This window comes from Agrobacterium sp. 719_389 (assembly GCF_900188475.1).
Classification (GTDB): Bacteria; Pseudomonadota; Alphaproteobacteria; order Rhizobiales; family Rhizobiaceae; genus Agrobacterium; species Agrobacterium radiobacter.
This window is the reverse complement of the sequence record NZ_FYEM01000010.1, coordinates 154,607-176,070: the sequence shown is the minus strand read 5'-3', so window position 1 is coordinate 176,070 and position 21,464 is coordinate 154,607. Positions and strand designations below refer to the sequence as shown.

19 protein-coding genes are annotated in these 21,464 nt (G+C 60.6%); 8 read left to right on the top strand and 11 right to left on the bottom strand.

The annotated features are described in order from the left end of the window. Positions 1 to 54: 54 nt before the first annotated feature. The 3 genes from CFB10_RS18940 to CFB10_RS18930 all read right to left on the bottom strand — a co-directional run bounded on the left by CFB10_RS18940 (position 55) and on the right by CFB10_RS18930 (position 3,325). Entirely contained in the window at positions 55 to 1,722 is a 1,668-nt protein-coding gene (locus CFB10_RS18940) for a phosphoethanolamine transferase (RefSeq protein WP_020010072.1), read from the bottom strand. A gap of 198 nt (positions 1,723 to 1,920) precedes the next feature. Further along, the gene (locus tag CFB10_RS18935; protein ID WP_020010071.1) at positions 1,921 to 2,184 is read right to left on the bottom strand and encodes a hypothetical protein; all 264 of its coding nucleotides are present in this window, start codon (positions 2,182 to 2,184) and stop codon (positions 1,921 to 1,923) included. Between the two features lie 226 nt (positions 2,185 to 2,410). Then, positions 2,411 to 3,325, bottom strand: a complete 915-nt coding sequence (locus tag CFB10_RS18930; protein ID WP_004431656.1) for a LysR family transcriptional regulator — start codon at positions 3,323 to 3,325, stop codon at positions 2,411 to 2,413. 156 nt (positions 3,326 to 3,481) lie between these two features. Between CFB10_RS18930 and CFB10_RS18925 the strand changes: the two genes are divergently transcribed. The 6 genes from CFB10_RS18925 to CFB10_RS18900 all read left to right on the top strand — a co-directional run bounded on the left by CFB10_RS18925 (position 3,482) and on the right by CFB10_RS18900 (position 10,655). After that, a complete protein-coding gene (locus tag CFB10_RS18925; RefSeq protein WP_020010070.1) occupies positions 3,482 to 5,644 on the top strand; it encodes a TonB-dependent siderophore receptor in 2,163 nt (720 codons plus the stop codon). Between the two features lie 28 nt (positions 5,645 to 5,672). Then, the gene (locus CFB10_RS18920; protein WP_020010069.1) at positions 5,673 to 6,575 is read left to right on the top strand and encodes an iron-siderophore ABC transporter substrate-binding protein; all 903 of its coding nucleotides are present in this window, start codon (positions 5,673 to 5,675) and stop codon (positions 6,573 to 6,575) included. Further along, positions 6,572 to 8,539 (top strand): Fe(3+)-hydroxamate ABC transporter permease FhuB, encoded by a 1,968-nt coding sequence (gene fhuB, locus CFB10_RS18915; RefSeq protein ID WP_020010068.1) that lies wholly within the window; start codon positions 6,572 to 6,574, stop codon positions 8,537 to 8,539. Before CFB10_RS18920 ends, fhuB begins: the two co-directional genes overlap by 4 nt. 30 nt (positions 8,540 to 8,569) lie before the next feature. Then, positions 8,570 to 9,379 (top strand): ATP-binding cassette domain-containing protein, encoded by an 810-nt coding sequence (locus CFB10_RS18910; protein WP_026363581.1) that lies wholly within the window; start codon positions 8,570 to 8,572, stop codon positions 9,377 to 9,379. A 247-nt stretch (positions 9,380 to 9,626) separates the two neighbouring features. After that, complete coding sequence (locus CFB10_RS18905; protein ID WP_020010066.1) at positions 9,627 to 10,154, top strand: DUF992 domain-containing protein; 528 nt, start codon at positions 9,627 to 9,629, stop codon at positions 10,152 to 10,154. A gap of 90 nt (positions 10,155 to 10,244) precedes the next feature. Continuing rightward, on the top strand, positions 10,245 to 10,655 hold the full coding sequence (locus CFB10_RS18900; protein ID WP_020010065.1) for a cytochrome c family protein: 411 nt from the start codon (positions 10,245 to 10,247) through the stop codon (positions 10,653 to 10,655). A 3-nt stretch (positions 10,656 to 10,658) separates the two neighbouring features. Here CFB10_RS18900 and recX read toward each other — a convergent pair whose 3' ends face one another. The 6 genes from recX to CFB10_RS18870 form a co-directional block, all read right to left on the bottom strand. Beyond that, positions 10,659 to 11,249, bottom strand: a complete 591-nt coding sequence (recX, locus tag CFB10_RS18895; protein ID WP_020010064.1) for a recombination regulator RecX — start codon at positions 11,247 to 11,249, stop codon at positions 10,659 to 10,661. A 72-nt stretch (positions 11,250 to 11,321) separates the two neighbouring features. Continuing rightward, entirely contained in the window at positions 11,322 to 12,242 is a 921-nt protein-coding gene (locus CFB10_RS18890; RefSeq protein ID WP_020010063.1) for an SMP-30/gluconolactonase/LRE family protein, read from the bottom strand. A 35-nt stretch (positions 12,243 to 12,277) separates the two neighbouring features. Next, positions 12,278 to 13,225, bottom strand: a complete 948-nt coding sequence (locus tag CFB10_RS18885) for an ABC transporter permease (RefSeq protein ID WP_026363580.1) — start codon at positions 13,223 to 13,225, stop codon at positions 12,278 to 12,280. Further along, positions 13,222 to 14,163, bottom strand: coding sequence for an ABC transporter permease (locus CFB10_RS18880; RefSeq protein ID WP_020010061.1), 942 nt, complete (start codon positions 14,161 to 14,163; stop codon positions 13,222 to 13,224). The genes CFB10_RS18885 and CFB10_RS18880 overlap by 4 nt, the downstream gene beginning before the upstream one ends. Continuing rightward, entirely contained in the window at positions 14,160 to 15,623 is a 1,464-nt protein-coding gene (locus CFB10_RS18875) for an ATP-binding cassette domain-containing protein (RefSeq protein ID WP_020010060.1), read from the bottom strand. The genes CFB10_RS18880 and CFB10_RS18875 overlap by 4 nt, the downstream gene beginning before the upstream one ends. 100 nt (positions 15,624 to 15,723) lie before the next feature. Beyond that, complete coding sequence (locus tag CFB10_RS18870) at positions 15,724 to 16,740, bottom strand: ABC transporter substrate-binding protein (protein WP_003508476.1); 1,017 nt, start codon at positions 16,738 to 16,740, stop codon at positions 15,724 to 15,726. Between the two features lie 304 nt (positions 16,741 to 17,044). On the opposite strand from CFB10_RS18870, the gene CFB10_RS18865 reads away from it, so the two are divergent. Both CFB10_RS18865 and CFB10_RS18860 read left to right on the top strand, forming a co-directional pair. Further along, a complete protein-coding gene (locus CFB10_RS18865) occupies positions 17,045 to 18,280 on the top strand; it encodes a GAF domain-containing sensor histidine kinase (RefSeq protein ID WP_020010059.1) in 1,236 nt (411 codons plus the stop codon). Position 18,281: 1 nt separating this feature from the next. After that, positions 18,282 to 19,004 carry a response regulator transcription factor gene (locus CFB10_RS18860; RefSeq protein WP_020010058.1) on the top strand — a complete coding sequence of 241 codons (723 nt, stop codon included), beginning with the start codon at positions 18,282 to 18,284 and terminating at the stop codon, positions 19,002 to 19,004. Between the two features lie 3 nt (positions 19,005 to 19,007). Here the strand turns inward: CFB10_RS18860 and CFB10_RS18855 are convergent, their stop codons facing one another. Together CFB10_RS18855 and CFB10_RS18850 are read right to left on the bottom strand one after the other, a co-directional pair. After that, positions 19,008 to 20,024 (bottom strand): DNA topoisomerase IB, encoded by a 1,017-nt coding sequence (locus CFB10_RS18855; RefSeq protein ID WP_020010057.1) that lies wholly within the window; start codon positions 20,022 to 20,024, stop codon positions 19,008 to 19,010. A gap of 87 nt (positions 20,025 to 20,111) precedes the next feature. After that, positions 20,112 to 21,338: a PQQ-dependent sugar dehydrogenase gene (locus CFB10_RS18850; protein WP_026363579.1), complete on the bottom strand. Its 1,227-nt coding sequence runs from the start codon at positions 21,336 to 21,338 to the stop codon at positions 20,112 to 20,114. Positions 21,339 to 21,464 lie beyond the last annotated feature (126 nt).

The following is a 21,464-nucleotide window of genomic DNA, read 5'->3' as shown; positions in this document are numbered from 1 at the left end:
CTATCGCTTCGTCTTGCGTATCTCTTTCTCCGGATAAGCGTCAAGCACGGTGTTTCAGCTGTTCTGGCGCTGGGTGCAGCCGCCGAACACATCAAGCGAGGGATCGTAGACCGATGTGGAGACGTTCATCATGCCGAGGATGCTGTGGAAATAATTGTCGTGCGAGCGCCCGCCCTCTGCGGCGGTTTTTGCCAGGCAGGCTTTGTTGAGCCCCATGGATTTCGCAAAGTCGTCATCGTACCAGACCAGAAACGGCACATGGGTCTGCTGGTCGGGCGCCAGCAGATAGGGCGCGCCATGCAGATAGACGCCGTTTTCACCAAGCGATTCGCCGTGGTCCGATGCGTAGATCATGCCCGTCGCCAGCCTGTCGGAGCGGGCCTTCAGCTTGTCGATCACGGTCGAAAGGAAATGGTCTGTATAAAGAAGCGTGTTGTCGTAGGAATTGGCGATTTCCGCATCGGAGCAGTTGCCAAGCTCGGCCGTGCGGCAATCCGGGGTGAATTTGCGGAATTCATCGGTATAGCGCAGATAATAGGTCGGCCCATGGCTGCCCATCTGGTGCAGCACGATGACGCTGTCCTTGGTGACATTGTTGAGCCAGGCGTCGAGCTTGTCGAAGAAGATGTCGTCGCGGCATTCCCCGCCAGTGCAGAAGCGGCTGTCATTGGTCGAGGGCAGATCGAAATAAGGGATGCGGTCGGCCACGTTCTTGCTGCCGGTATTGTTATCCAGCCATGTCGCGCTGACCCCGGCATGGACGAGAACATCCATGACGTTTTCATTGGCGAGCGCCTTGTTGTGACTATATTGCGAACGCGGAAACTTCGAGAACATGCAGGGAATGGAAATCGCTGTCGCAGTGCCGCAACTGGTCGTGTTCGGAAAATAGATCACGCCGCGTTTTGCGAGTTCGGGATTGGTATCGCGCCCATAACCGTTCAGGGAAAAGTTCGCGGCCCGCGCCGTCTCACCCGCCACGATGACGGTGATGCGGGGTTTGCGGACGCCGCCCAATGAAGGCAGAATTTTCGCATCCCTGCCGACCGGGCTGACCTGAATATCGACTTCCTTGCCGGCCAGTGTGAAATAATGAATGGCCGACATGATCGGCGACAGGGGATTGACGCTTTTGACGATATCCTTGTGCTGGCGTACGGCGGTGGTGAAGGTCTTGGAATTGGCGAAGCTGATGATGCCGGCGATGGAAAGACAGATCAGGATGCTGATCGTGTTCCACAAAAGCTTGTCGAGGATCTGCCGGTGTCTGATGCGGACGGCGATGATGACGAGGGACGGCACCAGTCCGTAAATCGCCATATGCCAGAGAAAGCCGGGCGTGATGAGATTGCCTGCCTCCGCCTGTGTCGTCTCCATGGCGTTGCGGATCATGTCGCTGTCGATGACGATGCCGTAACGATCCATGAACCAGGAAGCGGCCGCCGCGGCGAAGACCAGGACGATCAAAAACGGCTTGATGATATATTTGGCGGAAAAAATGATGATGAGCGCGCTGAGAAGGGCGGCCATGGCGACATAAAGCGCGACGATGGCAACCGGATAGGCGGAAAGATAGGTGTGAACCTTCGACCAGAATGTCCGGTTCGTGAAAAACAGCAGATAGGCCGCCGTCAGCAAGCTGAGCGGCACGCTGCCGATCTCCGGACGATACGTTACTGTTCCCGTCGCTTTTGCGGTAAAAAGAGCCACTGTCAGATCCACCAGATTTCCAATAGGCCGGCGGCAACGAAAAAGGGGCGGGAACGCCGCTGTTCAAGCTGCCGCATGGGCCGGTCAATGGCGGATGCTTCATTTTGCTGACATCAACCTGAAAGCTTGTCATGAAAGTGTCACACTCCTTGGTGGGCGTCTGGCGGGGGGCCGCGTTTCAGATCGATGATCGGCTGGCGATGGAGCGGCTCAATTGAGCCCCAGAATGCCTGTCGCGGTGGTGCGGGTCGCAAATATGCGCGTGGCCCTGACCGGCAGCAGGCTGCCTGCGGGCAGGTTCTGGAAGGTCGCCGTCGCGCCGGAAAGCAGGGTCAGGCAGAGATGACCACCATTGCCCACATAGATGGCGCGCGTGGGGGAAGGAAGCGGGGTTGTATCATCAGGAACAACCTCGAAAGCATGGGATGCCGGGGATTCGAGGCCTGCGGCGTGGTGTTCGTAAGTCTCAGCCATTGCTGTCTCCCGTAAATCGAAATCTGCCGCGATTATGCGGTGCGCCGCGGCCGCGGGGATAAGCGGGAACAGGAAATGTCCGTACGGGATTTAGGCCTTGCTTCTGGTTTGCCGAAAAGAGCGCCATTCTTTCCGTAATCTCATGTAGTTGCATCGCCCGGCCTGTTGTCGTCGATGCCGCGTAAACGGATGATGACGGTTTTTTTCGTCCACGGATGCTGTCGCGTCAATTTCGGGTATGGAGAATGAATGCCCTGACGGCGGGAGAGGCTTCCGTTTTCCGGTGGGCGATGGCGAGGTCGGACGTCGTGGCGCTTGCTGCAAGCGGCACGTAGCGCACGCCCGGCAACCGCAGACAATCGAGCGAGCGCGGCACCAGCGCCACGCCGAGACCGATCGCCACCATGCTGGTAATGGTGGTGTAATCCCGGCCTTCCGGGCTTATCGTCGGCTGGAACCCGGCCTCGTTGCAGGCTTCTATCGTATTGTAATGAAAGCCGACATCCGGCGGCTGCCGCGGTGTGATGAAGGTCTCGTCGGCAAGGTTCTTGAGATCGACCTGCAGCGCAAAGGCCAGGGGATGGTTTTCAGGAAGTGCGGCCACCAGCGGTTCGCGCAGAACCACATGGGTTGTGACACCTTCCGGAACGGGCGCAGGCGGGCGGATGAAAGCAAAATCCAGATTTCCGTCGGCGATCTTGGCGAGTTGCAGCCGCATCTCCATCTCGATCAGTTGCAGTTCCACATCGGGATGAGAGGCGCGGAAACTGGCGATGGACTGGATCATCAGGCCGGAATAGGCGGCCGAAGCGACATAACCGATGGAGATGCGGCCCGTCTCGCCGCGATCGACGCGTTTAAGCGCCGCAAGCGTTGCCTCGGCATTGGCAAGAATTTTGCGGGCATCCTCATAAAGAAGCTGGCCGGGTGTGGTGAGCTTCACCGATCGCCGTGTCCGGTCAAGCAACGGCATGCCGACGATCTGCTCGAGCGCCATGATCTGCTGGCTCAATCCCGGCTGGGCAATGCCGAGGCGGGCGGCGGCGCGCTCGAAATTGCGCTCATCCACCAGCGTGGTGAAATAGCGCAGGTGCCGCAGCTCGAACGCGTCCGCCCGGTTTGCCGGTTTCCTGCCCATCATCACTGCCTTTCCTGACGGATTTGAATAATTCCAAGCTATTATCCGTAAGAATTTTCATAATCAGTAGTTCTGAAAAAATCCAGTTTCACTTATTGGATCACAATCCGCTCCTTGCGTAATAAGATGACTTAAATTCTCCAGAAAAATAACCGTCTCATGGCGGCGCGGTTGATGAAGGGTCTTGGCGTGCAGGGAAAATCTAAACACATTTCCATTCTGGCGGGCGGTTGCGCTGCCATCGCCTATGTGGCGTTCGTGACCTCCGGCGTTGCCCTTGCGCAGGAAGCCGGAACGACGGTGCTGCAGACCATCACCGTGGACGGCGCGAAAAATCAGGACCCCAAGGCGCCGGTGAAGGGCTATGTGGCAAAAACCAGCGCCAGCGCCACCAAGACGGGGCGATCCCTGATCGAGACGCCGCAATCGGTTTCCGTCATCACCAGGGATCAGATGGATGCGCAGAATGTCCGTAATCTCAGCGAGGCGCTGAATTATGTGCCTGGCGTCGTCGCGCAGCCGTTTGGGGCGGATCCACGTTTCGATGCGCCGCGCATTCGCGGCTTTCAGGGTAATCAGCTGCAGTTCCTCAACAGTCTGCGGCTGATGCGCACGGCCGGTGCGCCGTCTTATGAGGTCTACGGTCTGGAGCGGGTGGAGGTCATTCGCGGGCCGGCCTCGGTGCTTTACGGTCAGGGTAATCCCGGCGGTCTCATCAATCTCATCAGCAAGCGGCCGACTTTCGAGCGTTTCGGCGAAGTCGGAGCGCAGATCGGCAGCTTCGATTATTACCAGTCGATGTTCGATATTGGTGGGCCGGTCGCGGATAGCGACAGTTTTGCCTATCGCCTCACCGGCCTTGCCCGCAACGCCCATCTTCAGACGGACAATCTGCAGAATGACCGTTATTTCATCGCCCCGGCGCTGACATGGCAGCCTGACGAGGATACGAAACTGACGGTTCTCGCCTCCTATCAGCACGACAATCCGAGTTCGCCGTCTGGCCTGCCGCCGGCGCTGACCTATCTGAGACCAGGCAATATGCTGGATCGCAGCTTTTCTGTCGGCGATCCCTCTTTCGATACCTCAAACCGCAAGTTCACCACTATCGGCTATGAATTCGAACACCGTTTCGACGAGACCTTCACCTTCCGGCAGAATGCGCGTTATTCCAATTTTGACTGGTCCTACCGGGCGCTCGGCATGTCTTCGACCAGCGGCGGCATGATCGGCAATCTCATCCGCCGCAATGCGACGTTCCAGGATGAATTGCTAAACACCTTCAACATCGACAACAGCCTGCAGGCGGATTTTTCCACGGGGCCAGTCGACCACACCCTGCTTGTCGGGCTGGATTACCGCTATTTCGACAATAACGTCAAAACCGAGTTCTGGACCGCGACGCCGCTCAATCCCCTCAATCCTGTTTATGGCGGGCCGATCAGCCTCACCTCGCGCACGCTTTATGCCGATGTGAAGACGGATATTTCCCAGATCGGTCTTTATGCGCAGGACGAGATGGCTTTTGAGAACTGGCGGATCACCGCCGGCCTGCGGCAGGATTGGGCAAGCACCGGCGGCACGACGTTCAACGGAACGACCTACCGCGCGCTCGACAAGGACGATCACAAGCTGACGGGCCGTGTCGGCGTCAGTTACCTCTTCGATGGCGGCATCGCGCCCTATGTCAGTTATGCCACCTCCTTCGAGCCGGTGCCGCAGCCGGCTGTCGGTGATGCGCCGAAGCCGACCACAGGCGAACAATGGGAAGCCGGCGTCAAATACCAGCCCGAGGACTTCGACGGGTTCTTCTCGGCGGCGATCTACGATCTGAAACAGAAGAACGTCACGACGACGGTGGGCGGGGTGACGCAGCAGATGGACGAGGCGCATGTGAAAGGCCTCGAACTGGAAGGCGTCGCAAGCCTTGCCGACGGGCTCGACCTGCGTGCGGCCTATACATACATGGACAGCGAAGTCTCCGGCCGTGTGAATAACGGCAAGGAACTGGACAGCACGCCCCGGCACGCCGCCAGCCTCTGGCTGGATTATACCTTCCCGGAAGATACGGTGCTTGAGGGCTTCGGTATCGGCGGCGGTGTCCGTTATGTCGGAAAACGTTATGGCGATGCCGCCAATGCCTTCGAGATGAAGGGCCTCGCCCTGCTCGATCTCGGCGTGCATTACGAGAAGAACGGCTACCGCGCCTCGCTTCTGGTGCAAAACTTGACTGATAAAGAATATATTTCTAGTTGCTCCACTTTCGGATGCTATTACGGTGACGGCAGGACCGTTATGGGCAAGCTGACCTACCGTTGGTAACGCCATATCAAAGTGAAGCAGCAGGGGCATGACGCGTAAGGATCGATGGATTTCCTCCCTCTGGGGGCGGCGGGAATTTTTAGGCCTGCTTGCCGCGTCGGCTCTTGCGGGCAAGGCGCGGGCAGCGGTGACGCCGCGCATCGCCGCCATCGACTGGGCCATGCTGGAAACATCTGTGGCGCTCGGCGTCATGCCGGTGGCGGCGACCGAACTCATCCAGTTCCGGGCCGGCGCGGTCGAGCCTGATATCCCTGACAGCGTCGCCGATCTCGGCCTGCGCGGCGCGCCGAATTTCGAGCTTCTGCAGCTCACCCGGCCGGAGCTCATTCTGATTTCGCCTTTCTACACGCGTTATACCGGCAGGCTGGAAGCGATCGCCCCCGTCTTTTCGCTGCCCTTTTACGTGAAGGGGGAGCCGCCTTTCGAAAAGGCGCTGGCGGCGGTCACCGCGCTTGGTGAAAAGCTCGGGCGGGCCGAAGAGGCGCGCAAGGTCCTGGGTGAAACGGAAGCGGCGCTGCAAGCCATGCGGGCCCGCCTTGCCGGTTTTTCCGCACGGCCGACCTATGTCATCAACATAGGCGACGCCCGGCATTTTCGTGCCTTTGGTGCGGATAGCATGTTCGGGGATGTTCTTGGCCGTCTGGGGCTGACCAATGCCTGGGTGGATCGGTCGCAATTTACCTTCGCGGCCCCCGTTCCGCTTGAAAACCTCGCTGCTTCACCCGATGCGTGCATCGTCATCGTCTCCGATATTCCGGTGGAGGCGCGGGAAACGTTGCGCAACAGCGCCATCTGGCGCGCGCTGCCTGCCGTTCGGGAAAATCGGGTGGTGACGCTTGCCAATGTCGGCCCCTATGGCGGCATCACCGCCGGCATGCGTTTCGCACGGCTTCTGACCGAGGCGCTCACAGCGCGGGGAGAATCCCTGTGACGGTGCGGCCTCTCCCGCTTTTCTTCGGGCTTTTGTTCATTCTGGCCTGCGGTCTTTCCCTGCATGCCGGGCTGCTGCGGCTGCCTTTCGGTGCGTGGCCCGGCCTGCCTTTCGATGCCGCCGTCATGTCGATGGATCAGGTCATTTTCGCCTTCAGCCTGATGCCGCGTATGGCGGTCGCCATTCTGGCGGGCGCGATGCTGGGCCTTTCGGGGGCGCTTTTCCAGCAATTGCTGCGCAACCCGATCGCCGATCCCTCGACTCTCGGCGTCTCGGCTGGCGCGCAGCTCGCCATCGTCATCGCCACGCTGTTCTTTCCCTCGGTGCTGGATGGCAACCGCGCTTTGGTGGCGCTTGCCGGCGCTGCCGCCGCCGCCGGTATTGTCTTCCTGCTTGGCTGGCGACGCTCCTTCGAACCGGTAACCATGGTGGTGGCAGGGCTCCTGGTCGGCATCACCGCCGCATCCATTTCCGCGGCGCTGACGCTCGCGCAGGGCGAATATCTGATGTCGCTCGTGGTCTGGAACGGCGGCTCGCTCAGCCAGCAGGATTGGTCGAACGCCCTGTCTCTCACCTTTCAGCTTCTCGTGGGGCTTGTCCTGACGGGCCTGCTGGTTAGGCCGCTGACGGTTCTCGGTCTCGGCGATTCCGGCGCGCGATCGCTCGGCGTATCGCTGTTTTCGATCAGGCTCGCCGTCGCCGCCGTCGCTGTCATGCTGGCCGCCTTCGTTGCTTCGGCGGTTGGCCTCGTCAGCTTCATCGGCCTTGCCGCCCCTGCGCTCACCCGGGCGCTCGGCGTGCGGCGCTCCTCTTCGGTGCTCTTCGTTTCCCCGCTTCTGGGCGGCCTGTTGCTCTGGTTCTGCGATGGTCTCGTGCAGCTTCTGGCAAGCAAGACGGCGGAAGTTTTTCCGACCGGCGCGGTGACGGCCCTGATCGGCGGGCCGCTGCTTCTGTGGCTGCTGCCGAAAATCCGGCCGACCGACGTGCATCGCGGCGAAGGCGTCGACCTCATGACAAGACGTGGGTTTACGGCCCTGCTGCCGATGCTCATCGTCATGGCCGCGCTGATCTTTGCAGCACTCGCCATCGGCAGGGGGCCTCAGGGCTGGACGATGCTGGGGGCGAGTGACCTGCAAAGCCTTCTGCCTTTCCGCTGGCCACGGCTGGTGGCGGCCATCGCCGCCGGCGGTCTTCTCGCCATGGCGGGTGCTCTTTTGCAGCGACTCACCGGCAATCCCATGGCGAGCCCGGAGGTCATCGGCGTCAGCGGCGGCGCGGGTCTCGGTTTTGCCGCTGCGATCACGATTTTTCCGGCGGCCGGTCTGTTCGAGCTGTTTTGCGGCGCAGGCATCGGCTCGGCGGCCGTCATGATCCTCGTCCTGTTCTTTTCCGTGCGCCGGCATCTGGCGCCAGAAAAAATCCTGCTCGCCGGCATTGCTATCAGTTCGCTCTGCTCGGCGGTGCTTTCGGCGCTGCTTGCCATTGGCGACCAGCGGGCATGGCAGATTCTCTCCTGGCTGAGCGGCTCGGGTTCGACCGCGACACCGGCTTCGGCCATCTTTCTCGCCATTCTTTCCGTCGTGCTTCTGGCGGCTGCCCTGTCGGCGACGCGCTGGCTGACGATCCTGCCGCTCGGCCGGGATGTGCCGCTCTCGCTCGGGCTGCCGCTCGGCCTGGCGCGTATCGCCGTCATCGCGGTGGCCGGCATCGCCACGGGGGCCGCCTCGCTGCTCGTCGGTCCCTTGAGTTTCGTCGGGCTGATGGCGCCGCATATTGCGCTTCGCGCCGGCTTCACCACGCCGCGCGATCACCTGTTGGCTTCCTTCCTGTTCGGCGCGGTGCTGATGGCGCTTTCCGATCTCGGGGCGCGAACGGTGACCTTTCCCTATGAACTGCCGCTCGGACTTTTTGCGGCTCTGGCCGGCGCGCCCTATCTCATCTGGCTTTCGGGCAGACGCCAATGATTTATTTGAACATTTACGGAGATGAAGACCATGGGTGAGGCAGCACTTGCCGTCGATTACGACGATATCCCGCTTTTTTCTCTTGATGGCGTCACGATGGAAGTGCCGGGCAGGACATTGCTGCACCCGCTGACGGCAAGTTTTGCGGCCGGCAAGACCATCGGTCTGATCGGTCATAATGGTTCGGGAAAATCGACGCTGCTCAAGATTCTCGCACGCATTCAGGAGCCGACGGCGGGCAAGGTCTCGTTCGAGGGAAAATCGCTCGGCGCCTGGGGCAATCGTGAATTTGCGCGAAAGCTCGCCTATCTGCCGCAATATACGCCGGCTGCTTCCGGCATGCTGGCCAAGGAGCTCGTGGCGCTTGGCCGCTATCCCTGGCACGGGGCGCTCGGGCAATTCAGCAAGACGGATCAGGAGAAGGTGGACGAGGCGATTGAGCTTACCGATACCATCGCCTTCCGCGACAGGCTGGTGGATACGCTTTCCGGCGGCGAGCGTCAGCGCGTGTGGCTTGCGATGCTGGTGGCCCAGAATGCCGAAAGCCTGCTTCTGGATGAACCCATCTCCGCACTCGACATGGCGCACCAGATCGAAGTGCTTTCGCTGGTTCAGAGACTGTCGCGGGAAAAAGGTCTTGGCGTCGTCGTGGTGCTGCACGACGTCAACATGGCAGCCCGGTTCTGCGATGAGATCGTTGCGCTTCATTCCGGCCAACTGATCGCACGGGGAACGCCGCAGGAGATCATGACGCCGGAGACGTTGCAGCGCATCTATGGTGTTCGCATGGATGTCATGACCCATGCCGCCACCGGCTTTCCCGTCGCCCTGCCGCTTTGAGTTGTTGCAGCAAAACAACGGCCGGCAACACTGGCTGTTGATGGCGATTCCGCAAGCATTTCCCGCCCTAACAATGTCTTAATGGCATCCTACCGCCATCAGACATTGTTAACCGTTCCGCTTTCATCGCCTCCAATTAAGTTGTTTTGGATCGATTTCAGGGAACAAACGTTAACAGTGCGGAATTCAATATCCGGAGAGGGCAAGAAGGGCTGCTGCGGGTAGGAATAAAACAGGAGAAAATCAGATGAAAAAGGCTGTTGCCGTAACTTTTGCCGCATTGACGATGGGCCTCGGCGGACCCGTGTCCGCACTCGCTGCCGACCTTGCAAGATATGAGCCGGCTCCGCAGGAGCAGGACGATCGCAACGGCGTCAAGATCGGTTACCTCACCTGCGATATCGGCGGTGGTGTCGGTTACGTTCTCGGCTCGGCCAAGGAACTGGATTGCACGTTCCAGTCCACCATGGGCGCGCGCCGCACCGACCATTACACCGGCGCCATCCGCAAGATGGGCGTTGACCTTGGCTTCACCACGCAGGGCCGTCTGGTCTGGGCCGTTTTCGCCCCGACAGCCGGTTACCATCGCGGTTCGCTCGGCGGCCTTTATCAGGGCGCAACGGCTGAAGTCACCGTCGGTCTCGGCGTTGGCACCAACGTTCTCGTTGGCGGCACTTCGGGCTCGATCCAGCTTCAGACGGTCAGCGTGACCGGCCAGGTTGGCCTCAACCTCGCAGCGACCGGTACTTCCGTGACGCTCACGGCCATGAACTGATTGGCAAGCGCGTCCGGTGTATTGCACCGGGCATTCTGTCGCATGTCAAAAAGCGCCCTCTTCGTTGTCAGACGAAGAGGGCGTTGTATTATGCAGGTCATGACGATCTCCGCATCAAAACCTCTCCCGGCTTTACTGGCTATTTTTCTCTGTCTTTCTTCGACGGCCTTTGCCGAAGGCGATGCGGTTCACGGGGAAAAGGTGTTCAGCCGCTGCTCCACCTGTCACAGCGTTGACGCACCGCGTACCCGCATGGGCCCGCATCTGATGGGCGTGGTGGGCAGGCCGATGGCTGAAGTGACGGATTACGGCCATTATTCGCAGGCGCTGAAAGATGCGGGTGCGGCGGGCCGGGTCTGGACGGAAGAGGAACTGCAAAAATTCATATCCAGCCCGAAGAAGGCAATGCCGGGGACCTCGATGCGCTTTTTTGGGCTTTGGAGCGAAACGGATATCGACGATCTGATCGCCTATCTGAAAACGCATCCGATGCCGCAATAACCTTCAGAGCGGCGCATCCGCAAGAATCTCCTCGGCATCCTCCACCGTCATCGCCATGACCTTTGAGCCAATCTCGAAGCCGAAACCGTTGCGGGCGAAGGCGGAAAACTCCTTCGATTTGCGTTTTTCATCGAGTTCGACACGACGGAAAGGTCCAAAGGCGCGCTTGCGCGCAAAGATGACGGCCGCAACCAGATCGTTGGTTTCCTCAAGCGCGATTGCTGCCGTTTCCCGGTCGATACCCTTGATCTGAAGTTTTTGCGCAAGGCCGCGTTTCGACTTGCCGCTGCGCTGGCCGCTCCGCACGGCAATTTCTGCATAGGCGGTGTCATCAAGCGCCTTGATGCCATAAGCAAAAGTGACGGCAAATTCGCCGAGCGCCTTCACCTGTGCGGTGCTGATATCCTCGAATTTTTCCCGCGCCTTGCGTGTGATGGCGTCGCGCAGCTGCTTTTCCGTCATCATGCGCTGTTCCAGCCGGTAGAGAGCGGAATTGCGCGCCCAGGACAGCATGCGGCTGGTGGGCTCAACGGCCGGCGGTTCACCATCCAGGGCCATATCGTCGGTCAGGAAGGGGCTGGAATCATCGTTCATTCCGCTTTTATAGCGCGGGGAAGCCGTCTTGCCAGTTCCCTCCCGGCCCGTGTCCTCCGGTTTTTCAGCACCTCAAGGCGTTTGCGCGCCGGTTGCGGCGACATAGACTGAATAGAGCGATTTCGTTGCGGTGATGAACAGGCGGTTCTTTTTCGGGCCGCCGAAGGTGAGGTTCGCGACCGTCTGCGGCACCTTGATCTTGCCGATGAGCGTGCCATCGGGCGCAAAGCAGTGAACGCCATCGCCGGCGCTGGTCCAGAGGTTGCCGGCCGTATCCAGACGGAAGCCGTCCGGCAAGCCATTGTCGAGATTGCAGAATTCCCGGCCATTCGCAAGCTTCACGCCGTCCACCACGTCGAAAACGCGGATATGGCGCGGGCGGGAGACATCGTGGCTGTAGGAGCTGTCGGCAACATAGAGCTTCGTTTCATCAGGTGAAAACGCGAGACCGTTCGGCTGCACGAAGTCGTCAATGGCGATGTCGATCTTTCCAGTCGCGGGATCGAGCCGGTAGACGTTGCGCGTCTTCTGCTCGGGTTCTGCCTTGTATCCCTCGTAATCGGAAAGAATGCCGTAGGTGGGGTCAGTGAACCAGACGCTGCCATCGGATTTCACTACCACGTCATTGGGGGAGTTCAGCCGTTTGCCGCCGTAGCTGTCGGCAAGAACGGTGATCGAGCCGTCGACTTCGGTGCGGGTGACGCGGCGGCCGCCATGTTCGCAGGAGACAAGTCGTCCCTGTTGATCGCGGGTGTTGCCATTGGTGAAGTTGGAAGGCTGGCGGAATACCGAAATCCCGCCATCCGGCACCCAGCGCAGCATGCGCTCATTGGGAATGTCGCTGAACAGCAGGCAGTTGAGATCGGCAAACCACACCGGGCCTTCGGCCCAGCGGCAGCCGGAATAAAGCTCTTCCAGTTCCGCATTGCCGACGATCAGATGGCGGAAGCGGTCATCGTGAATTTCGTAAGGGGAGGTCTTGTCTGTGGTCATGAGCGTGGTCCGCTTGAGGGCTTGTCGTTCGGGGTTCAGCGCGTGGCCTTGGGGCCGCTTGCCAGAAGGATGACGGAGATGATGATAAGGCCGGTGAGGATGAGGCGGATGCCCGCGCCGAAACCATAGGTATTCAGCATCGAAACCACCAGGAACATGAAGAGCGAAGCGCCCCAGATGCCGGGTACGTTGGAATCACCGCCCGCAACCGCCGTGCCGCCGATCACCACCACGGCGATGGACATCAGCAGATATTCCGATCCCATATTGAGCGCCGCGCCGCCGGAGAAGCTGGCGAGCAGATAACCGGCAATCGCCGCCAGCACCGCGCAGAGCACATAGGTGACGAAACGTGTTCCATCCACGGGAATGCCGGTCATGCGCGCGGCGAAGGTGCTCTGGCCGATCGCGGAAATCCAACGTCCGTAAAACGTCCGGTCGAGCAGCAGCCAGGCGATGACCGAGAGCAGCAGCGCGACAAGCGCCACGTTCGGAATGCCGAAAGAACTGGACGTGGCGAAAGTGGCCAGTGTTTCCGGCGGTTTGATGCGCAGGCCGCGGTTCGACCAGATGGCGATGGACTGCACGATGAAGCTCATGGACAGCGTCGCGATGATCGGCGGGATGCGCAGGAGCTTGATCAGCGTGTAATTGCCGATGCCGATGGCGATGCCGATCAGGATGGCGATTAGCAATCCCGGCAGGATGAGACCATCGGACACATCCATGAATTTGAGCGCCAGCGTGCCTGATAGCGTCATTGTCGCGGGAACGCAAAGGTCGATATTACCAGGTCCGAGCGTGATGACGAACATCTGACCGATGCCGACGATCACGGAAAAGGCTGCGAAGGTCAGCGCTGCGTGCGACAGGCCGAAGGAGCTGGCGCCGCCGGTGAACATGACGGTAACGATCCAGACCGCAGCCGTTGCGGCGAACGACCATATCCATGGTTTTTTCGAGAGAGACGAAAGCCCGTTCATTGGTTTTTCTCCCGCTTTTCGAGACGGTTGAGCAGGATACGGAGCGCCAGTACGATGATGAGGATCGCCCCTTGCGCGCCGATCTGCCAGTCCGGCGAAATGCGCATGAAGGACAGGAACGAGCCGGCAAGGGTGAGCGTCAGCGCGCCGATGACAGCACCGATGGGCGAGACCCGACCGCCGACGAATTCGCCGCCGCCCAGAATAACGCCGGCAATCGACAGCAGCGTGTAGCGCAGCGCGATATTGGCATCTGCCGATGTCGTCAGCCCGACGAGCGCTATGCCCGACAGCACCGCGAAGAAACCGGCCAGCGCGAAGGTGGCGGCGCGTATGCCGACAACCGACCAGCCGGAGCGCTCGACGGAGCGGAAGTTACCGCCGACGCCGCGCATCAGCACGCCGAAGGAGGAGCGCATGACGATGTAGTGGGCGACGACCGCAATCACGATGCTGGCAACGATGGCTATTGGCACGAGCGGCGGTTTTGCCGTCATCAGCGCCCGGATGAAGACGGGGGCCTGACCGCCGGGCGAGGGGAGGATGAGGACGGCAAGGCCGCCCCAGACAAAGCTCATGCCAAGCGTGACGACGATTGAGGGCAGGGCGCGGATGTGGATGATGGCGCCCAGCATCGCATAAACCGCAATCGCACCGGCGAAGATCGCGATACCGAGCAGTGGCGTCGTTTGCAGGAAGGTGGCGGTGACGCAGGCGCAGAAACTGACGAAGGTACCCATCGACAGATCGAGATCGTTGACGGACATGATCAGCATCTGCGCAATGGTGGCAAGTGCAATCGGCACGGCCAGATTGAACAGCAGGTTGAGGCCGTTATAGCTCATGGCGCGCGGCTGCATGTAGAAGACGGCGGCGAGCAGGAAGGCGAGCGAGGCGGCGGGAATGATAAGGCGAAGGGCGCTGGCGGAGAGTTTCATGTGTGGTCTTCTCCGGAAAAGGAGGCGGCCAGCACATTCTGCTCGGTGATGTCCTCGCCCGAGAGTTCCGCCTGAATGGCGCCGTCGCGAAAGACATAGACCCGGTCGCAAAGGCGGATTTCATCCATTTCGGTGGAATACCAGATGAAGGTGCGGCCGTGGGAGGCTTCGGTTCTCAAGATATCGTAGACCTCCTGTTTGGTGCCGATATCGACGCCTCGCATCGGGTCGTCCATCAAAACGGTGCTGGCTGTGGTGGCGAGGGCGCGAGCGAACAGAACCTTCTGCTGGTTGCCGCCGGACAGCGAAAGAATTTTGTTGCCCATGTCGGGCGTGCGGATTTCGATGCGCTTTTTCCATTGCGCGCCGAGTTCACCTTCTTTGTTCCGGTCCACCATGCCCGCGGATGAAATATCCCGCAGCGAAGCGATGGAAAGGTTTTTGAGGATGCTCCACAGCGGGAAGGTCCCGTTCAGGCTGCGGTCCCCCGCCACGAAGGCGATATCGGTCTTGCGCGCGGGCAGCCAGCTGCTGTTACGGGCAAGGTAAAGGTCGAGAAGCGCTTCGGTCTGGCCATGGCCGCCGAGACCGGCGAGGCCGATGATCTCGCCGCGAAATGCCTCGAAGGCAAGGCCTTCACCCCGGCGCGGCGGCATGGAAAGTACTTTTTCGCCCGCCTTGCGGTTTTCGCTTTTTTGCCTGTCCTGTTCCTTGACGACGCTGCCCATGGCTTCCACCAGCGTGCGTGTCGTGAATTCGCCCGCCGGCCGATTGGCGACCACACGGCCGTCCTTCATCACCACGATGCGGGTGGCCGTCGAAAGAATTTCGCCGAGAATATGCGAGATCAGCAAAACGGAGCCGCCGGTGCGCACGAAACGGCGGACATAATCCATCAATTGCTCGGCAAGACCGGCATCGAGCGAGGACGTCGGCTCATCGAGAATGACAAGTCTCGGCGCTTCGGGTGTCCGGCAGAAATTGATGGCGATTTCCACCATCTGCCGCTCGGCGATGGAAAGTTCGGCAATCGTCAGCTCGCAATCAATGCCGTGGCCGGGAAAAATCTCGTCCAGCGTCTGCCGGATCATGATGAGCGCGCGCCCGCGCCAGTTCCGCCCGCTGATTGCGGCATGCATGATGCGGACATTTTCGCTGATTGTGAGGTTGGGGCAGAGCGACAATTCCTGAAACACGCAGCGCACGCCGCTGGCGCGGGCGGCCGCGATGCCGTGGCGGCCTTGCTCGCCGCGATAGGAAATGGAACCCTCATGCGGTGTCAGCCCGCCATTGATGACGTTGACGATGGTGGATTTGCCCGCGCCATTGTGGCCCACAAGCCCGAGGCATTCTCCCGTGCGGATGACGAGATCGGCCCCATCAAGCGCCCTTACCGCGCCGAACACGACCTTCAAGCCGCGCGCGGCGACGACTTCTTCCGCCTCGATGATGTCATTCATGAGCAATTACGCCAGTGATCTGAAAATCGGATAATATCGGTGGCTATTGCGGCGCCCGTTCCGGGAGCGCCGCAATATTCAGGCTCTAAGCCGATCCGGCCTATTTGGCCGATGCGATGGCCTTCTGCGCGTCTTCCTGCGAATATTCGACATTCGCGACGCCGCCTTTCTGGGTCGTCTTGAGATTTTCCTCAAGGTTGCCCTGGTCGATGCGCAGGAAAGGCACGGTCAGGTCCTTCTTCACGTCCTTGCCGTCGAGGATCTGCTGCGCCACCCAGAAAGCGAGTGTCGAGACGCCGGGAGCGATGGAGACGGACATGGTCTCGTAGCCGCTTGCGTCCTTCTGCTGTTTCCACCATTGCAGCTCGTCTTCACGGTTGCCCATGACGATGGTGGGTGTCGGGCGCTTGGCGGCGGCGAAAGCCTGTGCTGCACCGTAACCATCGCCGCCCTGCGTCACGACGGCCGCGACTTCGGGAAGGCTCGGCAGAATGCCGGCGACGGCGCGCTGCGCGACGTCCTGCGCCCAGTCGCCATTGACGGAACCGACGATCTTGAACTGCGGGTTCTTGGCGACGGCGTCGACGATGCCGGCATGGATTTCATCATCGACCGAAACGCCGGCCAGACCGCGGATCTCGAGCAGATTTCCGCCCTTCGGCATGGCCTTGGCGAGATAGTCGATCTGGCTTGCGCCCATCGCCTTGAAGTCCACGGCGATGCGCCAGGCGCAGGGTTCGGTGACAATGCCGTCGAAGGACACGACGGTGATGCCGGCGTCACAGGCTTCCTTGACAGCGCCGTTAAGCGCGGTCGGCGAAGCGGCGTTGATGACGATGGCGTCATAACCCTGAAGAATGAGGTTCTGAATCTGCGCCGCCTGTTCGGTTGCCTGGTTTTCGGCGGTCGTGAAGGCGTCTGCGGCGGCAACCTGTTTGTCGGCAACCGCCTGTTTGGTGATCTTGTCCCAGCTGGTCAGCATCGCCTGACGCCAGGAATTGCCAGCGTAATTGTTTGAAAGCGCGATTTTTTTGGCCGACGTGTCGGCATGAGCGGTGATCGGCAGAGCTGCGCATGCGACAGCGGCCGATGCCAAAAGCATCTTCCTGAAAGCCATTTGATTTCCTCCCTCGTGGCTTGCCCTTTTCGAGCCCGGAATCCTTGCGCGCCGCAAATCTCCTCGGCGGCAGGCGGAATTCCTTTGCACTGGAGCTCCTTTCCCCAGTAGAAGCGAGAATGACCAAGAAGATTTGGCTTGTATAGGCGGATCGCGGCAATCTTCCTGCGGGTTTCCGCAGAAAGCTTGCGGGAACCCGCAGGACGAAACGCCACTGCCGGGCGCAGAATGAATGATGCGGCACCCAATGGGTTCAAACTTCGCCGCAGAGGTCGGAGGCAGACGCTTGGGAGGGCGTCCGCACATGCTGGATACGCCGAAAAGCGCTCTTTTTCACCATTATATGGGCATTTCGCGGCTGCTTGCCGGGCAGCTGGAATTTAATGCCATCATCCAGGCGGTCGCCACAGAGATCAGCCATATCATCCCGCATGACCATATGGATGTCTGTATCAAGCAGCTGGATGACAAATATCATATCGCCTATGAGAGCGGTCTCGTCAGCGCCTGGAGCCGGCAGCCGCCCGCCCTTCTCACCGGCAGCCCGATCCGTTCGCTGCTGTCAGGCGAGGTCGAGCACCTCTTAAGCGGTGACGCCTGCTCCGATCCTCGCTTCCACTTCGAAGGGGCGTTTTCCAGCCCGATCATCGAACTTAATCTGCATAGCCGTCTGCATGTGCCGATGAAGGTGCATGGCGACATCATTGGCGCGCTCAGTTGCTCGTCGCACCAGTCGAACGCCTATACGATGGAGGATGTGACGAATGCCCGCGCGGTTGCGGATCTGCTGGCGCCCTATTTCTATGCCATCCGTGCCGCCGAGCAGGCCAAACGCTCGGCCATTGAAGAGGCGCGCGCCAATGCCCGCGAGGAGGGTTTGAGGCTGGGCGCCTTGCAATTGACCGAGGCTCTGGAGGCCGAGCGGCAGCGTATCGGCATGGATTTGCACGACCAGACGCTGGCGGACCTGACCCGGCTGGCGCGGCGCATCGAACGTATGAGCCATGCCCCGGACGTTTCGGGCGAAATGCTCGAGCCGGTAGTGCGCAGCCTGCAGCATTGCATGCAGGATCTGCGTGAAATCATCGAGGAGGCGAAACCCTCCATCCTGCAATTGTTCGGCGTTGTCGAGGCCATCGAGACCTATGTGGACCGCTCCGTGCGCGATAGCGGGTCGGCAATCGACTGGTCGGTGAGCGATGAGACGGAAGGGCTGGTGGAAAGGCTCGACAAGACGGTGGCGATATCGCTGTTCCGCATCGTACAGGAGGCAGTGAACAATGCCATTCGCCATGCCCAGCCGGAAACCATTGCCGTAACGCTTGTCGCCATCGATGGCGGCTTGCGGGTGACGGTGAGTGATGACGGCAGCGGCGGCGGCGAAGGCGGGGCCTCCGGCGGCCTCGGCATCGGCAACATGAAGACGCGGGCGCGGCTGATTTCAGCCAGGTTCGATATTGGCGGCAATGGCAAGGGGGCGGGAACCCGCATCACCGTGACCTTGCCGGCAGATGCTTTCGACCGGCGGGAGGAGTTATGACATGGACGTGCTGATCGTTGAGGACGATGCGCTGCACCGCGCCTATCTGAACGAGGCGGTGAGAGCCGCCCTGCCGGAATGCGACAATGTGCTGGAGGCGGCCAACGGCAGAACCGGCGAAAAGCTGGCGCGGGAAAACCGGGCGGCCCACATCGTCATGGATTTGCAGATGAACGAGCGCAACGGCATAGAGGCGGCGCGCACCATCTGGAAGGAGCGGCCGGATACCCGCATCCTGTTCTGGTCCAACTATTCCGACGAGGCCTATGTGCGTGGTGTCTCCCGCATCGTGCCGGAGGGCGCCGCTTACGGTTACGTGCTGAAATCGGCATCCGACGACCGGTTGCGGCTGGCGTTGCGCAGCATCTTCATCGAGGCGCAATGCGTGATCGACCGGGAAGTGCGCGGCCTTCAGGAAAAGAGCCTCGGCAAGGCGCATGGCTTTACCGATTCCGAATATGAAATCCTTGTCGATGTCGCGCTCGGCCTCACCGACAAGGCGATTGCGCGCCGCCGCAACCTGTCGCTGCGCAGCGTGCAGAACCGCCTGCAAAGCCTCTACGAGAAGCTTAACGTGCATCAGGCGGCTGGCGATGACGATGCGGAAGGGCGGTATAATCTTCGAACCCGCGCCGTCACTGTCGCCTTCCTGCGCAAGCTTTTGAATTACAGCGCGCTGGAAAGGGCCGAGCGCGAACTGGCGGAATGGGCGGGAAACCGCTGACCCTCAGGGCAGGAAGGCCAGCAGCCGTCTTTCATCCGCCCTGAGGCCGGAGACGGGTTTTGCCCCGACCTTCAGGATGCGGCCAAGCTTCTTCCGCGCTTTCTCCTCCGTGGCGATATCGAGAACGGCGGGATGCACATAGCTCTTGCGGCAGATGGCGGGCGTATTGGAAAGCTCGACCGCCGCCGCCTGGCACATGCCTTTTATGCTCGGTTTTTCACCTGAAGCCACATGCTCCATCGCGTTGCAGAAGGCCGCGAGCGTTCCGCCCCAGGTGCGGAAGGTCTTGGCGGAAATGCCTTGGCCGCCGATGCGGGAAAGATAGGCGTTGAGATCACTTGAATCGACGGAATGCACCCGGTTTTCGCTGTCCTGCCAGACAAACAGCTCCTTGCCGGGCAGATCGGCGATTTCTTCGAGGATTTTCTGCAGGCGGGGGTGGCGTAGCTGGCGCTTCACCTTCTGCCCGCCCTTTGCGGCAAACCGCAACTCGATGGTTTCACCGAAAGACACATGGCGCTTGAGCAATGTGGTTGCGCCATAGGTGCCGTTGGTTTCGAGATAGGAGCGGTTGCCGACGCGCAGATAGGCGGCATCGAGCAGCAGCGTGAGCGCGGCAAGCGTCATCTCCTGCCCGTGATCCTGCTTTTCGATATCGGCGATGGCGCGGCGGCGGATGGCGGGCAGCGCCTTGCCGAAGCTTTTGAGCTGAAAGAACTTCGTTTCGCCCCTGAGCGCGTGCCAGTCGGGGTGATAGCGATACTGTTTTCGCCCGCGCGCATCAAAGCCGGTGGCCTGCAAATGCCCTGATGGGTCGATGCAGATCCAGACGTCTTTATAGGCGGGCGGCACACCGAGCGATTTGATGCGTTTCAGTTCGACGCTGTCGGAGAGAAGCTCGCCGCCTGGCAAGCGGTAACAGAAACCGCGCCCGCGTTTTTCGCGGGAAATACCCGGTTCCTGATCGTTGACATAGGCAAGTCCGATTTTTGCAAGAAGGCGGGTGACTGGTTGTGGCATCGTTTTTTCCGGCAGGTTTCACGCTGCGGCAAACGAAAAACAGGCCGCCTTCGTTCCGGCGGCCTGTCGTTCCGGTCGTTAGTTTTCTCAGCCGGCCTTGGCGATCCGCACAATCTGCGATTCACCACCGCCGCGCTCCTCGGTCACGGCATAAACCGCGCCGTCAGGCCCGACCTTCACGTCGCGGATACGCGCCTCAAGGGGAAGACGGCTTTCGGTCGCGACCTTGTCGCCGTCGATGTGCAGGATGACGAGGCCCTGGCTCACCAGACCGCCGACGATGAAGGTGCCCTTCCATTCGGGAATAAGGTCGCCGTCATAATAGGCCATGCCGGAGGGGCCGATGACCGGGTCCCAATAATAGACCGGCTGCTCCATGCCTTCTTTGGCGGTAGCGCCTTCGCCAACCGACCGGCCGCTATATTCGACGCCATAGGTGATGACCGGCCAGCCGTAGTTCAGGCCCGCTTTGGGCAGGTTCAGCTCATCGCCGCCCTTTGGTCCGTGTTCCACGGTCCAGAGCCTGCCCTGACCATCAAGTGCCGCGGCCTGCAGATTGCGGTGGCCATAGCTCCATATTTCGGGAAGGGCGTTCTGCTGGCCGGCGAAGGGGTTGCCTTCAAAGGCCTTGCCTTCAGCATTGATGCGGAAGACCTTGCCGAGCCCGCTCGACAGATCCTGCGCCTGCACGCGCGGCTTTGAGTCCGAACGCTCGCCAACGGTAACATAAAGCTCGTTTTCAGGTCCGAAGACGAGGCGCGAGCCGAAATGCTTGTCGCCGTCATAGGTCGGCATCTGGCGGAAAATCACCGAGACATTTTCCAGTTTCGCGGCGTCGCCATCTTCGGTCAGCTTGGCTGACGCGACGGAGGTGCCGTTGCCGCCATCGCGCGGTTCGGAAAAGGAGAAGAAGACGGTGCGCGATGTTTCGAAATCGGGAGCGAGCGCGATGTCGAGAAGTCCGCCCTGTCCGTCGGACGCTACCTCCGGTACGCCGGCAATCGCCGGGCCGGCTTTGCCGTCGGTGATGATATGCATGGCCCCCTCCTTGGCGGCGACAAGCATGCGGCCATCCGGCAGGAATTCCATGGACCACAGGTGCGGCAGCCCTTCGGCGACGATGGTTTTTTTGACATTCGGCTGGGAAGCGGCCTGCGGCGCGCGTGTCTGGCCCTCAAAAGCCGGCTTCTGATCCGGCGCATTCGGCCGTTTCGTTTCGGCGGCCGGGGCCTGGGCCTGCGCAACACCGGCAAGCGGTACGGCGAGCAACGCACACAGGATCGTCGAACTCAGAAATCGGTTGTTATGGAACATGGGGCTCCCTTCCATCGTTTACGTCGAGCAGAGAACCATTTGGGGAGGATTTCGTTTCCTGCGATAGTTTCAAGAAAACTTGATCACTCCGTGTGCAGGCGGCACGCTCTTTTCTCATCCATGCGA

Bases quoted from the DNA above. Each gene is read 5' to 3' on its own strand.
- CFB10_RS18865 (WP_020010059.1), top strand. From the start codon at position 17,045: ATGCTGGATACGCCGAAAAGCGCTCTTTTTCACCATTATATGGGCATT.
- CFB10_RS18870 (WP_003508476.1), bottom strand. From the start codon at position 16,740: ATGGCTTTCAGGAAGATGCTTTTGGCATCGGCCGCTGTCGCATGCGCA.
- CFB10_RS18925 (WP_020010070.1), top strand. From the start codon at position 3,482: ATGGCGGCGCGGTTGATGAAGGGTCTTGGCGTGCAGGGAAAATCTAAA.
- CFB10_RS18930 (WP_004431656.1), bottom strand. From the start codon at position 3,325: ATGATGGGCAGGAAACCGGCAAACCGGGCGGACGCGTTCGAGCTGCGG.
- recX (WP_020010064.1), bottom strand. From the start codon at position 11,249: ATGAACGATGATTCCAGCCCCTTCCTGACCGACGATATGGCCCTGGAT.
- CFB10_RS18935 (WP_020010071.1), bottom strand. From the start codon at position 2,184: ATGGCTGAGACTTACGAACACCACGCCGCAGGCCTCGAATCCCCGGCA.
- CFB10_RS18910 (WP_026363581.1), top strand. From the start codon at position 8,570: ATGGGTGAGGCAGCACTTGCCGTCGATTACGACGATATCCCGCTTTTT.
- CFB10_RS18875 (WP_020010060.1), bottom strand. From the start codon at position 15,623: ATGAATGACATCATCGAGGCGGAAGAAGTCGTCGCCGCGCGCGGCTTG.
- CFB10_RS18920 (WP_020010069.1), top strand. From the start codon at position 5,673: ATGACGCGTAAGGATCGATGGATTTCCTCCCTCTGGGGGCGGCGGGAA.
- CFB10_RS18855 (WP_020010057.1), bottom strand. From the start codon at position 20,024: ATGCCACAACCAGTCACCCGCCTTCTTGCAAAAATCGGACTTGCCTAT.
- CFB10_RS18900 (WP_020010065.1), top strand. From the start codon at position 10,245: ATGCAGGTCATGACGATCTCCGCATCAAAACCTCTCCCGGCTTTACTG.
- CFB10_RS18860 (WP_020010058.1), top strand. From the start codon at position 18,282: ATGGACGTGCTGATCGTTGAGGACGATGCGCTGCACCGCGCCTATCTG.
- CFB10_RS18880 (WP_020010061.1), bottom strand. From the start codon at position 14,163: ATGAAACTCTCCGCCAGCGCCCTTCGCCTTATCATTCCCGCCGCCTCG.
- CFB10_RS18850 (WP_026363579.1), bottom strand. From the start codon at position 21,338: ATGTTCCATAACAACCGATTTCTGAGTTCGACGATCCTGTGTGCGTTG.
- CFB10_RS18890 (WP_020010063.1), bottom strand. From the start codon at position 12,242: ATGACCACAGACAAGACCTCCCCTTACGAAATTCACGATGACCGCTTC.
- CFB10_RS18905 (WP_020010066.1), top strand. From the start codon at position 9,627: ATGAAAAAGGCTGTTGCCGTAACTTTTGCCGCATTGACGATGGGCCTC.
- CFB10_RS18885 (WP_026363580.1), bottom strand. From the start codon at position 13,225: ATGAACGGGCTTTCGTCTCTCTCGAAAAAACCATGGATATGGTCGTTC.